Here is a 14272-nt window from a genome sequence, read left to right on the forward strand (position 1 = left end):
TTCAAAGATAGCTTATTCCTCCTTTCTGAGAGTCAGTATATATGTTATTGTTGTTATCGATCTTTATCACCGGAATATAATCGCCAAGTTCAACTTGTTTTTTAATTTCGTTAAATTCGTCGATCTGTATTTCCTTAAAAGTAACACTGTCCCCTGCACGAAGCAGAAATGGCTGTTTTGCCTGCTGATTATATAACCGTAAAGGGGTTTGTCCTATTAATCTCCATCCTCCAGGACTTTCAACAGGATAAATACCCGTTTGATTATTAGCAATCCCTACACTCCCCGGAGGAATCGAAATACGTGGATTTTCCAAACGAGGTGTAGCAATTCTTTTTGACATACCTCCCATAAAAGGATAGCCGGGAGTAAATCCTAGAAAATATACTAAATAATGGGCTTCACTATGGATAGAAATGACTTCTTTTGGTGATAAGTTGTTATGGATAGCCACGCTTTCCAAATCAGGTCCAACTTCTCCTCCATAAAGAACAGGAATTTCAATATGTCTTCTTTTCTCATGGCTTTTGTTGTTCTCAGCAAATTTCAATTGTTTTAGCTTCTCAACAGCCTGATAGTAAGACATTGTTAAGGGATTATATTGAACTAGCAATGACCGATAACCAATTATTACTTCACCAAAACCTTCACTAGTCTTTTCTTCAATAATATTGGATAAATGGATTATTAGTTTATTAATATCTTTATCGATACCAACATCGAGTTCCATCAAGATGGATGAATCTCCAGCTGCTTTATATCTAAATTCCAATATAATCATTCCCTTAAAAGGTAATTATGTTATACATTTAAAAATTCCTAAAATAATAATTTAATATGACTTATCGGAATTCTTATTATGGAAATTGTCGAAATAACATTGATTATATATAAAAGGACATAACAAGTTGTAATATATAATAAGTTACGTCCCTATAAATAATTTAATTTTTAATCTGCTTTTTGATATTTAATATCTACATACCTTATTGCAAATAATGCTATAATCCCTGCAAATATAATGTACCAACTAATAGCATATCCACTATCAAACTTATTAAGAAGATACGTAGATACTAATGGCGCGACTCCTCCCCCAATCAGGCCTCTAAACATAAAAGTTATAGCTGATCCGCTAAATCTTAAATGTGCTGGAAAACTAGAAGCGATAACCGGAGCTAATGGTGCCCACATGATAGAATGGATCACAAACGCTATAATAACTGCTATGAAAATGAATGCTGTACTTTTGGTGTTTAGTAAATAGAAATATGGTAATGCCCATAAGATAAGAAGGATATTTCCAAATCCGAGTATTTTTTTGGGATTTATTTTATCGCAAAAATACCCAGATAAAGAAATTGCAAACACGGCTACAATTGCACCTATGAGTGTAGCATTAACAAAGATGGATTTATCCAGAGCCAAATATTTTATTCCGTATGTGGTTGTATAAAAGGCAAATACTCCAAAAGCAATATCGCTGCTAACATTTGAAAGTACCCCGGATATTACTTGTTTAGGATAATGTTTGAAAACAGAAACAAAAGGTAATTTTGGTATTTCCTTTTCTTTCAGGGCTTTTTGGAAGGAAGGAGTTTCTAACAAATTGAATCTAACCACTAATCCAATAATTACCAATAATATACTAAGTATGAATGGTACCCTCCAACCCCAGGTTTGGAAGCTTTCTCCAGAAATTGTAATAAAAAGCGAAGTTACGGCGGTCCCTAGTATTAATCCCAGAGGGACTCCAATTTGAGGTAAGGTGGCCATAAAACCTCTATTTTTTTTAGTTCCCCACTCCATGGAAATCAGAACGGACCCTGGCCATTCTCCTCCGATAGCAATTCCTTGTAAAAATCTAAGTATTGTAACTAAAACAGGAGCCCATAATCCAATTTTTTCGTATCCCGGTAATAAGCCTATTAATAACGTCATACTACCCATTAATATTAATGTTGCAACTAAAGAAACCTTCCTGCCAATTTTATCTCCAAAATGTCCGAATAAAATTCCCCCTATTGGTCTTGCAACATAGCCAACAGCATAAGTTGAAAAAGTTAATAATGTTGCAACATATGGATCCTGTTGTGGGAAAAATAATTGCGGAAATATAATAGCAGCCATTGTTCCGTAAAGAAAGAAATCATACCATTCAATAGTAGATCCAAGCACACTTGAAATTCCAGCGATTTTTTGTTGCCTACCTTGATCAATATGAACCTTATCACTTACAGTGTCATTCATTAACATTCCCCCTCGGATAAAATGGAAAACAGTTGATTTGTTCAGTTTGATATTTTTACTATTTACAAACCTTGTTTATATAAACCTGGTACTCTACTTGAGAATACAGGGACTTTATGGCGAATTTCCAATGATTCTTCATAATTAATGGAAATATTCAGCGTTTCTTCATCTGTTGTCGATCCTTCTTTTAAGGTAACTCCTGATGGATGAATAACCATGGAATTGCCACCATACGTAACAGATTGATATGAACCTACATTGTTGCATGAAATAACAAATAGTTGATTTTCGATAGCTCGTGTAATTTGAATGTTTCTCCAATGGCTAAGACGATCTATAGGCCATTCCGCTACGATAAACAATACTTCTGCTCCCTCTAGTGCAAGTGGACGGATAATTTCTGGAAAACGCAGGTCGTAACAAATAATAAGTCCCATCTTTATTCCGTCGAGTTCAAACACTTCGGGAACTTTTTTGCCACCTTCCAAATATATCGGTTCGTTTAGCATTGGAACCAAATGAACTTTATCATATTGATAAATCACTTCTCCTTGTCGGTTTATTACAAACGATGTGTTATAGATTTTTCCCTCTACTTTATTAGCTATAGAACCCCCAATAATATTAACGTTATATCTCTTTGCCATTGTCTTTAGGAAAGGTACTGTAGATTGGCCGTTATCGTCCGCATAAACATGGATATTCTCAAGAGTATAGGAAGTTGTCCACATTTCAGGTAATACAATTATGTCTGGTTCGGAGAGCTCCACTTCCTTTTCAATCCATGCGTGAACTTTCCTGATATTTTCCGGTGGATTTCCAGGAATAATTTCCATTTGATAAATTGATATTTTCATTACTTATACCTCCAAATCTAAGCGAGTAATTGCATATTCTGCTTGAATTTCTTCATTACGTACTTTATCGATGAATGCCATTCTAAATCTGCTACCGTATTTAAACCCTTCTAATAGGGGGACAGTTCCTGAGAAGATCACACAATTTTTCATAGATATGTTCTTCTTGTTAAGAAAAGCTTTTATTTCATTTAATGGAATAATTTCATCAATCTTTGCATTTTGGTACTCGTGCCATTGACCCTCTATATAAACTTGTGAGGTTAAAATAAGATCATCCCAGTGATCCATAACTTCATTAAGATTCCACGCCTTATTGGCAAGAGGTTTATCGCAAATTTGCTTTGATTGATTAATATCAATTGTTTCCAATGATCTGTCTGTATGGTCGCTGCCTACAGTAATATAAACCTCGTCCTTTACATCTCCGAATACTAAAACAATTTCTGCTTCACCACTTGATTCTCCACCAAGTACTTGAATTTCTCCAGTTTGGTTAAGACTGTTTCTGCGAATAGGATAAAGTGTGGGGATTTCTGGTGGACGTGGTACGCCGATTTTTTCTAGTTCAACAATATGTTCCATTGTTTTTTCCATATTTCGTCCTGCGTAACCAATACAATAAACGTTGTTTATTGTAATCTCTTTTTCTTTGTTATTAATCATTAATGGCAAAATTGTAGTTTTCATTCTAACTCTCTCCTTTCAGAAAACGAGTTTGCACAACAATAATTATTCAACTAAGTTAATAGGTTTCATCCAGATAAATTAGTGTTTATGTTTCTTAATTATTTAAATATTTTGATTTATAATCTTAAATCTACCCCTATATATGATGTATACAACATATACATTAATTAGATTCCTTTTTATTGTTATTTTTTGAAAACGACTTTTATCACACTACAAAAAAAGAGCTTTAATCATTGGATTAATGCCCTGTTACTTTCATTACATTTTTTCATAATCTATCAAATAAAGTACTAATTAAAACAATGTTTCGTTAATTATTTTTTGTAATATCTTTTTACTTTCTGCATCTTTCTGCCGAGGTGTTCGGCCAATTTATTCAAAAACCACTTTTTCATCCAAAAGCTGTTTTGGGTTCAATACGTGAGCTGATATTCCGTTCCATTTTAAATCTCCCACTCCCATTATTTATTTCTTCTCGAACCACGTGTCAGTTCTATAAATATATTTTTACAAAAACATAAATCATAACAAATAACATCTATTGTAACATCTTATTTACAAATATTTTTTGAATCCTTTACTAACCGAACTATCATATCCTTCCCTTTCGAAGAACTGATGCGCTTTTTTACGTTTTGAGTTACTTAATAACATAATCCTATGGCAATCGATTGATTTACAATATTCCTCAACATATTGTAAAAGTTTTTGTCCGATTTTCTTATTTCGATGTTTTTCATGAACGATGATGTTTTCGACTATTCCATAAGGTCTTAATCCATGTAAAGCCTGCAGACATATATTTAGTGTTATGGTTCCTAATATTTCTCCTTCTTCATCATACACTAGCAAAAAATTGTTAGGGTCCTTTCTGATCATTTCTATTTGCTCTTCTTGAACGTTCATTTTCTTACTGTATGGTACCAACATTTTATAAAGTTCAACGATTTGAGCTTTATCTGTTATTTCAGCTTCACGGATCATTTATCTATTCAACTCCTCGCAAACATTTATTATGATCCATTTTTTATATATGATTTTCTACAAAACTACATTTTTCTCCTTTTTGAATAGATATTTTGTTAAATTATACTTCTCTTGTTTTAAACTATCTATTTATCAGTTTTGGATAGTATGATATTATTTTTTAAAAAAAAGAAGAGGTCATCCTATGAAATCAACTTTCCTTCCAACAACAAAAACAAAAGCGATAGTTATTAATGCACTTTTCATAGCATTAACCCTAGTCGCAACAGCGTTCATCAACATAAGGCTCCCATTAATGGGCAACGGAGGGCTAATCCATCTTGGTAATATACCTCTTTTTATAGCAGCCATGGTATACGGCAAAAAAACAGGAGCTATAGTAGGTGCCTTTGGAATGGGGCTTTCTGATATCATATCCGGCTGGGCAATATGGTCTCCATTTACATTTATCATCGTTGGTGCAATGGGCTTCATAGTCGGACTTTTTTCCGAAAAAGTACCTGGCAATAGACTACTTATTAACACTCTGGCGGTTGCATGTGCACTGATTATAAAACTTGTTGGTTACTATTTTGCTGAAGTGATCCTCTATGGTAACTGGATACAACCACTCGGGTCCATTCCAGGAAATGTTATGCAGGTTGTATTAGCGGGCATCATTGTAGTTCCGCTTGCAGGACGCGTAAAGAAACAGATAACAATATAAACAAAAATAAAAAGAGGATTTTCTTTCTCAGTAGATAAATCACTCGGTAAAGAATTTCCTCTTTTTTTAAATATGGAAATGAATGATGCATCTCTTTTTGCAAACCTGCCTTGTTTGACGTATAAATTGCAGCAGTTATGAATCATTTTTTTCCGTTAAACTCTTTTCTTCGGGCTTGATTTGTATTTGTTTCCAACCCTCGTTGCCAACTTTGCGATATTGAGCTATTTCTACATCTGTTCCATTTGTAAGTGTGAAAAACACTATATAGTAATCGGCACCATCATTACCATGAAATGGAATATTTTTCGCATAACCACTTTTGATGGTGGGATATATATGATTAACTAGCTTACACCAATTCCCGTATTTTACTTCTACAACGGCTTCTGCATTATGAGACCAACCATGGTAAGGTGCGCATAGAAAATCTTCCTTCATCCTATTCATATCAGAAATTCTGTAACCAGTTTGTTCCTGAGTAAGTTGGATAAATCCATAAGAATAACCGAAGTATTCAGCATCATTACCCTCAAACGCTTCGATTGTTTCCATTTCGTAAAAAAACCTTACATCCTGATTTTCTTTCGATAACCGAGCAAGTTTTATTAAGTTGATATGTCCTATCCCAGCAAATAAATGGAGGTATTCCTCATAACTTCGTTTTTTCTGATACTTCTTAGATAAAAAATTATAGGCTAGTGGGTATGGAGTACGAGCATAACCTATTGATCCACAACTTCTTCTTTCTATCGTATTATCTGCTTCACGCAAAATACTAAAATAGTTAAGAATAGTCTCTTCTGGAGTTCTTGTCAAAGTTGCAGGAACCTGAATTTGGTCATACGTTTTTTCAGAATAAGGATTGAAAAGATCTGAAGTTTTAACTCTTAAATTTAATACAGGCGAACAAGATGGACGGAAATACGTTTGATTAAAAGCAGATTCGTCCATTTGATTTCTTAATTTCACTGTTATCACCTCTTCTGTTAGCTTATGGTAGTGAAAGGAAACAGTGAAAAAACCCTTAATAACGTATGACGTTTTCGGAATGTATGAAGTGTAGCAATGATTTAAAATCATTTCCTCAATGTACGGTATATCGTGGTTCAATTTTGGAAAAACAGATCGACATTCGGAACTGCAATTTCACTCCATTTATCAAGTGTTTGTTCATCTAGGTATATTTTCTCCATTAGTTCCCCCGCCATGATTATTTGCCAATACATTTCGATTATTATACACCATACATAACAAAATTTTCCAAATATTACTAACTACTAATTATCCATTAAAAAATTTTAGTTTGCCAATCATGTATGAATATGGTAAAAGTATATTATATACATCTTAATTCTAGGTAGGTGATTTGCTTGTTCAACCGGGAATTGGTAAAAGGCAGTACTTCCTTGCTTTTACTTCACCTATTAGAGGAACAAGACATGTACGGATATCAGCTTTCAAAGGAAATGGAACGTCGGAGTGATGATGCGTTTCATGTAAAGGAAGGGACGTTATATCCAGCATTAAAAAAATTAGAGGAACAAGGATATATTGATTCGTATTGGCAAGAACAAGACAAAGGGCCTGCTCGTAAATATTACCGGATCACCAAGGATGGGAAAGAAGCACTCCTTAAGAAATCAAAGGAATGGAACCGGTTTGTGGGTGTCATGTCAAAGGTACTAGGGGATTAATAATGGAAAATCTAAAACAAGATTATCTACAAGAATTAAAACTCGCTTTACAAAACCATCATGAAATGGAGGATATCTTAAATGAGATTTCAACCCATATTGAGGACGGTATAAAAGATAAAATGCTTATTGGAGTACCAGAAAAAGCAGCTACTGAACAAGTCCTCCATCATATGGGGAATCCTTTGGAATTGGGAAAAAGTTTTATGCAGCCTCCCAGTTCAAGAAAAATGATACATTTAATTCTATTGAATTGGGCATTTTTTGTATGCGGTTTGTTTATTACTATTAGTTATCATTTTAGTGATTTTCGGATAGTGAATCATACATGGACTTATTTATCGCATAAGTCCCATTCTATCTTGCTGTTATATTCCATGTATTGGATTTATTTAGGTTATACGATTGGGAAGCAATATGGACCAAGCGGAAAGAAAATGGTGAATAAAACAATGATATGGGCATCCATACCAAATATGGTTTTAATGTTCATTACCCTCTTTAATGTTATTCCTAGTGACATTTTTTCACCTTTACTAAATCCAGTATTTATAGTGTTTTGCGTAATTGCAACGGTTCTTTTCTACCCGCTTAGTAAACTTGCATTCAAAATTGGGATCACTTTTGGTCTCTAATTTTTTTACCTATATACATAGAAATTCTATGTATAATTCAAAAGGAGGATATTCATCATGTCATTATCCCTTTTACTACTTATTGCACTAGTCTTGGCTATTTTCAGTATTAGATCCATCAGGATAAATTTTAAAATGAAATATCAATTTCATTCCGCTTTAACCGCGGGTGGAGCAATTTTAGCAATAAATTTACTTTTAATTGCGATAACGGCTTTGGGTGTATTTTTCATTCCCTTTTCCACACCCATTTTCATTGTCTTGTCGCCTGTAGCTAGTGTTGTTGCTTGGGCGTATATCAAATATTGTTTTCCAAATCCGTTACTAAAGAGATTATGTGCTATTTTAATTGGACAGTCCATTTATGTTTTCCTGTTTATCTATTTCTTTTATAAAAATCAACATTTAGAGCCGCTCTATCCTGGAGAAGATACCTTTATGCGTGGACTTGGCCTTCTTATCGGCATGGTCGTTTGCATCGCCGCAACTTTAATAGGACTCATCACCTTTTTATTACCAAAGGTGTCAGGCACCAAATTAGAATAATTCTAATCGGGTGCCTGACACTTCCGTTGACATTTCCTAAACTGAAAGAATCCAATCGGAAATGTCATGGATAACTTGTTTATCTACATGTTGTGCAACCTTATACTCTTTTTTCGCTTTTAGTATTTCTCCATAAACAGAAGGCATAAACGCATGATTCAAGTTCGGATAAAGCTTAAATGTTACATTTGGTTTATCGCCCAACAAATGTTTGTAGCCATTAAAATCTTTTTCAACGGATACATGGAAATCTTTTTCACCATGCAAAATAAAAATTGGTTTATCCAATGCGGTAAGATACTCAATCGCTTGGTGTTCACCCATTTCTTTGAAGTAGTATGCATTCACATGTTTTCCAATAACGAAGGTTGCTTTTGCTTCTTCATCGCTTAAATGATAGAGGTTGTTAAACTTACTTGATAATTTTGCTATTTGTTTCCTTGCAATGATTTTCAAAAATTTATTTAATGAGTTTAAAACATTGTCATTTTGATCCATCATAATTTCTTCTAATCTACGAGGGGAGCCGCCTAATATAATGATACCGGCAAAATTCCCGCCTTCTGCATCAATTCGTGGAGCTAACATCCCTCCTAAACTATGACCTATTATAAAAATTTTATTGGAATCTATTCTTGAATCTTTTCGTAAGTAATCAGCAGCAAGGATGGCATCTTCAATCGTTTCTTCTTTTACTGATAATCCAGGACTATTTTTCATTTCTTTACCGTATACGAATGTTCTCTTGTCATATCGTAATACGGCAATCCCTTTTTCAAACAACCCTTCTGCAATATCTTTAAAAGGATATATATTTCCAATTTTTTCGTCCATGTTACTCGGCCCGGATCCATGAACCAGTACCACTGCCGGGAACAATCGATTAGATTCATTAGGAATGGACAATATTCCGTTTAGTGGGTATTTTGTATCAGAGCCAATAACAATTTTTTCATCAGCCACAGCATTTACCTCCATTCTTTAACTGAAAGTGTCAGGCACTAGATTAGAAGAATGATAATCCGGCACCTGACACCACATTTATGCAAAATAAGATATTAGAATGATCAAGATAATGGGTCCAAATATCATGAGATAGCCGATTGGGTTGGCGAAATTGATGGTCCACCCCACTCCAAAGCGTTTTTCTACAAAGATAGAAGGATCATTTTTATTGAAATAAAAGAGTCCGCCTTTCCAGTATTCTTCATCCTCTTCTAGATCGGATACTCCGGATACAGATGGAAAATCATTATTTTTATCCGCTTTTCCAACTTTAACGGCAAAAATAATGGTTCCAATTAACACTAATAATAAGAAGATGAAAGGAATTGCCATCATATAAGCATCCTGGAAAAATCCCGGATGAATCGTTGTTAATTGAAAATAGGAAAATAATGCCGTTATTAGGAAACTGATTAGAAACATAAACCAGCTTGAATATTTACGTAACGTAAGCTGACGAACCTTCGACGCTGTTGGGTTCGTTGCATTAATTTTTATACCGGATCTTTTCGTGGATTCCATTATTGCTAAAAACATTATTTGTATGACGAAAAGGATTGCTAGCATTGAAATAGCAGATAGCGGTGACTTTGCAGAGAAAGAATCGGGCTTACCATCTGGTCCCCAATGCATAGGTATTTGATCCGGTAAGTTCGGATATTGATATATTGTATATCCCGCTACTCCAATCGTGATGATTATCGGTAATAGAAACACATACCAAGGCAGCATTTCATCCTGGAGACGAACATTTAAATCCGTAACTTTAACCGGTTTTACAATTTCAACCCATTTCTGATCTCTTTTTCGTTGTAATGTTTTCGCATGAAAATAAAAATATAAAGACATGCTGACCAGCATTACTCCAAATGTTATTCCTATACCAGTCAACACTTGTGTACCCTCTGCCAAATTTCCGTTTAAAGCCCATAATAGATAAAGAACTAATCCAATTATGGATATCAAAAGTACCCATAATGTATACATCTTTTTATATGATAAAAGCTTTTCGTCCTTTACATATTGATCAGGTATAGATACGCCGAACACAACAGTCCTTTTTACGACATAAGGCAGGATGGTTTGCATGATTATCATGACAACCATCACTATAATAGGAATTGTTAAAGCCATCGTTTTCCCCTTCTTTCTACTTTAATTTGAACCTTTTAAATCCTTTATGATGGATTCAATAAGAGTATGAATTTGTGCTTGTTCCAACCCCAATACTAAGCTTTCTGCAATTCTAGGTTTTAACTGCTCTCTTAGTTGTTCGTATAACGGCTCTCCTGTTTTGATCGCTTTTGGCTCTTGAATTATTGCACCAGACTTAGGAACAATTTGGATGATCCCTTTTTTCTCCAGTTCATGATAGCTTTTATTAACCGTATGCATATTCACTCCAAGATCTGCAGCTAATGATCGTACAGATGGAAGCGAATCTCCTGGATTCATCTCCCCTTTTGCTATTCCTTCCACTATTCGATTCGATAATTGAGTATAAATTGGAATATCAGATTGAGGTTCAATTTGTATTATCATCTTTATTCACCTCTTCCTGTTCTATCTTCACTATAACAAATCTGTTCTAGATTGTATAGAACAAATTATAATTTTTGATAAAAATAGGTGTTTTTGTGTAAGGCTCTTTCATTGAAACAATCTTTAAAAATTGATATTCTAAAATTTGCAAAGACCATTATTTTAAAGGAGAGATGCTGGATGAATTTTGTTACGTTAAACAATGGAGTAAAAATGCCGCAGCTTGGTTTTGGTGTTTGGCAAGTAAAAGATGAAGAAGCAACTGCTGCAGTGACAAAAGCGCTTGAAGTTGGCTATCGTTCCATCGACACTGCCATGATTTATCAAAATGAAAAAGGCGTTGGAGAAGCTCTAAAACAATCTTCTATTCCCCGCGAAGAACTATTCATTACGACAAAGGTTTGGAATAGTGATCAAGGCTATGAAAATACATTGAAAGCATTCGATGCAAGCTTAGAAAGATTGGGTCTTGATTATGTAGATTTATACTTAATTCATTGGCCAACTCCTCAATATGATGAATATGTTGATACATATAAAGCATTAGAAAAACTTTATCATGATGGCCGCGTTAAAGCGATTGGAGTATGTAACTTTAACATTGAGCATTTAGAGCGCCTTTTAGCAGAATGCGAAGTGAAACCAGTTCTAAATCAAGTGGAATGTCATCCATTCCTATCTCAATCAGAATTAAAAGATTTCTGTGCAAAACATGATATATACGTGGAAGCATGGAGCCCGCTGCAACAAGGTGGAGAAGTTCTTAAAGATGAAACCATCCAAAAGATTGCACAAGCACATGACAAAACACCTGCACAGGTTGTGTTAAGATGGCATTTACAAAATAACTCGATTGTCATTCCTAAATCCGTAACACCTTCAAGAATTGAAGAAAACTTTAATGTATTTGATTTCGAATTAACAGCAGATGAAATGGCAGAAATCAACAAGTTAAACCGCAACGAACGTAAAGGTCCAAATCCTGCTGATATGAATCGTCGATAATATAAAGAATAGCGGCAGCGCCTATCGGCTATCCGATAGGCGCTGGAGTCAAACAAAGACCATACTCGTATAATAATTTATATGAAGCAAATCATATGGAAAGTTTTTTAGGCTGGGATCATTCCCTCCTAAAAAACTTTTTTTATTTTAACAATAATATGAACAAACCCTTGTGAGGAGTTAAAACAATTTCAAAAGTGATAAAATAATAAAGTCTTAGTTCTATGGAAAAGAGGGTTTTTTCTATGAAAAAAATCTTAATTATTTATGCCTCCATGACAGGCAATACCGAAGTAATGGCAGAAATAATTGAACAATCCTTAACAGAAGAAGGGTTACATGTAACGGTAAAAGAAGCACTTCGCACAAAGCCTAAAGAAATGCTGAAATATGATGGAGTTCTTTTAGGTGCCTATACATATGAAGGCGGGGAAATTGGCGATGAATTCATGTTATTCTACGAAGACATGGAACAAGTTGATTTAACCGGCAAAATAATGGCAGTGTTTGGTTCCGGAGATACCTTCTACAAAGATACATTTTGTGTTGCAGTCGATACTGTTACCGAAAAATTACACGAACTCGGTGCAAATGTTGTACTCGATGGATTAAAAGTGGATCTTGTCCCTGCAGGGGAAGATGAAGACCGTTGTTGGAAATTTGGAAAGGACTTTGCGGAAAAAGTGAAAGAATTAATTCCTTCCTAATCTGGCCTGATTCGACTCAGGCCATCCCCCCTCCAATCATTAATCTGATCTTTTTTACTAACGATTCCTTCTCTGGCTCCGGTACACCCTCCACTAACCTGGCTGCCATGATTGGTAATAGCCACTTTTCAATACTTTCTAATGAGGATTTTGTTATTTTCATATAGTGATTCAGATATGATTTTGCAAACATTTTTCTTACTATTTGCAGAAGTATTTTAGTAACCTTAGGCATGCTTGGTGGCAAGTATGAATCCCTCATAATCAATAACGTTCTTGCAACATCTCCACTAGGATTCCCTGATGTTCCAGTCATCCAATCAAGAATTTTTGCTCTCCCGTTCATCATGATGATATTATCACTATGATAATCACCATGACAGACTTTATTATCATCTGGCAACGTTTCGAGGTACTGTAAAATTTTTTGTTTTTCTTCCTCACTTAACAAATTAGTTCCTTTAATATTTCTAGAAAGATATGCTTTTTGAGACGGAAGTTTTTCAATGCTTTTTGAGTGGAAAGATGCTTGTAATTCTGCAAAAAGCTGGGCATTTTTCTGCAGCAAAAATGGCTGTGAAGAAATAATATCAGTGAAGTTTTTTCCCATTACTTTTTCATATAAAATGCCCCATTTATTATCGAGCTCGAGTAATTTATGTACATTCGGGGACGGTATCCCTAATTGACTTATTACCCTGCTCTTTTCATACTCCATCTCAATTAATTCATAAGGAATCTTTTCGTAAAACAGCTTTACTACCTCGTTTTCAATATCTTTTAATTCATAAACCTCAGCGGTGTTGCCTCTCCCAATACATTTTTCTAAAAACATCACCACCAGTCCCTCTTTCCATTGCAATATATTCATTAATTTTACAATATTAGAAATTTAGGATAATGTAAATGTATTATTTAGTGGATTAGTCTATTACATAAAAGGAATGTGAAAATATGAATGAAATAATCATGGAAAAACTAAACAACTCCGACCCGCTTCTAAGACAAATTATAAGCATCATTGGTCCCCTTAATCTTCAAAGACGGGATGATTGTTATCAGGCATTATTAAGATCAATTGTAGGGCAGCAGTTATCTGCAAAAGTGGCATCTGTCATTAACGAGCGTTTACGGAATATAACAAACAATGACTTAACTCCGGAAACGCTTATTTCATTATCAGATGACCATTTACGTGAAATTGGCATTTCATTTCGTAAAATTTCTTATATAAGAGATTTGTCCGAAAAAATCATTCAAAAAGAAATTTTGTTTGATCACTTATCCTATATGGGGAATGAAACTGTGATTAGTTTGTTAACTCAAATTAAAGGAATTGGTCGCTGGACGGCAGAAATGTTTCTTATTTTTTCATTAGGAAGACTAGATGTACTATCTCTTCTTGATGTGGGACTGCAACGGGGAGTTAAATGGCTTTATTCTGCTCCGAAAGATGTGGACGGCAAAAAACTTTTAGAAGAAAAAGGAAAGCAATGGGCACCGTATCAATCGATTGCCTCCCTTTATTTGTGGGAAATTGTGAATCGCGAGTTTGTTTTGTCTTACTCTTCTTTTAAAGAATATATAGAATCTAATATGTAGGGTTGAGCGTAGCTTTTACAGGCTTTTTATTAATAAA

At 34.5% G+C, this 14272-nt stretch carries 17 protein-coding genes; 7 read left to right on the plus strand and 10 right to left on the minus strand.

Annotated features, from left to right (window positions below; translation table 11 throughout):
* Position 1: 1 nt before the first annotated feature.
* The 5 genes from pxpB to AN964_RS12860 all read right to left on the minus strand — a co-directional run bounded on the left by pxpB (position 2) and on the right by AN964_RS12860 (position 4787).
* Positions 2-772, minus strand: a complete 771-nt coding sequence (pxpB, locus tag AN964_RS12840) for a 5-oxoprolinase subunit PxpB (protein WP_083489341.1) — start codon at positions 770-772, stop codon at positions 2-4.
* Between the two features lie 179 nt (positions 773-951).
* Positions 952-2250, minus strand: coding sequence for an MFS transporter (locus AN964_RS12845; RefSeq protein ID WP_055740057.1), 1299 nt, complete (start codon positions 2248-2250; stop codon positions 952-954).
* A 62-nt stretch (positions 2251-2312) separates the two neighbouring features.
* Positions 2313-3110, minus strand: coding sequence for a carbon-nitrogen family hydrolase (locus tag AN964_RS26070; protein ID WP_055740058.1), 798 nt, complete (start codon positions 3108-3110; stop codon positions 2313-2315).
* Between the two features lie 3 nt (positions 3111-3113).
* Positions 3114-3800: a DUF2848 family protein gene (locus AN964_RS26075; RefSeq protein ID WP_055740059.1), complete on the minus strand. Its 687-nt coding sequence runs from the start codon at positions 3798-3800 to the stop codon at positions 3114-3116.
* A gap of 558 nt (positions 3801-4358) precedes the next feature.
* Positions 4359-4787, minus strand: a complete 429-nt coding sequence (locus tag AN964_RS12860) for a GNAT family N-acetyltransferase (protein WP_055740060.1) — start codon at positions 4785-4787, stop codon at positions 4359-4361.
* 187 nt (positions 4788-4974) lie between these two features.
* Between AN964_RS12860 and AN964_RS12865 the strand changes: the two genes are divergently transcribed.
* Positions 4975-5496 (plus strand): ECF transporter S component, encoded by a 522-nt coding sequence (locus AN964_RS12865; protein ID WP_055740061.1) that lies wholly within the window; start codon positions 4975-4977, stop codon positions 5494-5496.
* Positions 5497-5631: 135 nt separating this feature from the next.
* Here AN964_RS12865 and AN964_RS12870 read toward each other — a convergent pair whose 3' ends face one another.
* Positions 5632-6468, minus strand: a complete 837-nt coding sequence (locus AN964_RS12870) for a hypothetical protein (RefSeq protein WP_055740062.1) — start codon at positions 6466-6468, stop codon at positions 5632-5634.
* 401 nt (positions 6469-6869) lie between these two features.
* On the opposite strand from AN964_RS12870, the gene AN964_RS12875 reads away from it, so the two are divergent.
* From AN964_RS12875 to AN964_RS12885, 3 genes are read left to right on the plus strand one after another with little or no spacing between them, the layout of a single operon-like run.
* A complete protein-coding gene (locus AN964_RS12875; RefSeq protein WP_055740063.1) occupies positions 6870-7193 on the plus strand; it encodes a PadR family transcriptional regulator in 324 nt (107 codons plus the stop codon).
* A gap of 2 nt (positions 7194-7195) precedes the next feature.
* The gene (locus tag AN964_RS12880) at positions 7196-7828 is read left to right on the plus strand and encodes an HAAS signaling domain-containing protein (protein WP_055740064.1); all 633 of its coding nucleotides are present in this window, start codon (positions 7196-7198) and stop codon (positions 7826-7828) included.
* Positions 7829-7885: 57 nt separating this feature from the next.
* On the plus strand, positions 7886-8374 hold the full coding sequence (locus tag AN964_RS12885) for a hypothetical protein (RefSeq protein ID WP_055740065.1): 489 nt from the start codon (positions 7886-7888) through the stop codon (positions 8372-8374).
* Between the two features lie 36 nt (positions 8375-8410).
* On the opposite strand, the gene AN964_RS12890 is transcribed toward AN964_RS12885, so the two are convergent.
* The 3 genes from AN964_RS12890 to AN964_RS12900 form a co-directional block, all read right to left on the minus strand.
* Positions 8411-9337, minus strand: coding sequence for an alpha/beta hydrolase family protein (locus AN964_RS12890; RefSeq protein ID WP_083489342.1), 927 nt, complete (start codon positions 9335-9337; stop codon positions 8411-8413).
* A gap of 78 nt (positions 9338-9415) precedes the next feature.
* On the minus strand, positions 9416-10513 hold the full coding sequence (locus AN964_RS12895) for a DUF1648 domain-containing protein (protein ID WP_055740067.1): 1098 nt from the start codon (positions 10511-10513) through the stop codon (positions 9416-9418).
* A gap of 21 nt (positions 10514-10534) precedes the next feature.
* Complete coding sequence (locus AN964_RS12900) at positions 10535-10921, minus strand: GntR family transcriptional regulator (protein WP_055740068.1); 387 nt, start codon at positions 10919-10921, stop codon at positions 10535-10537.
* Positions 10922-11101: 180 nt separating this feature from the next.
* Here AN964_RS12900 and AN964_RS12905 point away from each other — a divergent pair, with 180 nt between their 5' ends.
* Both AN964_RS12905 and AN964_RS12910 read left to right on the plus strand, forming a co-directional pair.
* Positions 11102-11926, plus strand: a complete 825-nt coding sequence (locus AN964_RS12905; protein WP_055740069.1) for an aldo/keto reductase — start codon at positions 11102-11104, stop codon at positions 11924-11926.
* Between the two features lie 245 nt (positions 11927-12171).
* Positions 12172-12633: a flavodoxin gene (locus tag AN964_RS12910; RefSeq protein ID WP_055740070.1), complete on the plus strand. Its 462-nt coding sequence runs from the start codon at positions 12172-12174 to the stop codon at positions 12631-12633.
* Between the two features lie 16 nt (positions 12634-12649).
* On the opposite strand, the gene AN964_RS12915 is transcribed toward AN964_RS12910, so the two are convergent.
* Entirely contained in the window at positions 12650-13468 is an 819-nt protein-coding gene (locus tag AN964_RS12915; protein ID WP_055740071.1) for an aminoglycoside phosphotransferase family protein, read from the minus strand.
* 119 nt (positions 13469-13587) lie between these two features.
* Between AN964_RS12915 and AN964_RS12920 the strand changes: the two genes are divergently transcribed.
* Complete coding sequence (locus tag AN964_RS12920; protein WP_055740072.1) at positions 13588-14235, plus strand: DNA-3-methyladenine glycosylase family protein; 648 nt, start codon at positions 13588-13590, stop codon at positions 14233-14235.
* Positions 14236-14272: the final 37 nt, after the last annotated feature.

The sequence above is a fragment of the Heyndrickxia shackletonii genome (assembly GCF_001420715.1).
In the GTDB taxonomy this organism is placed as follows: Bacteria; Bacillota; Bacilli; order Bacillales; family Bacillaceae_C; genus Margalitia; species Margalitia shackletonii.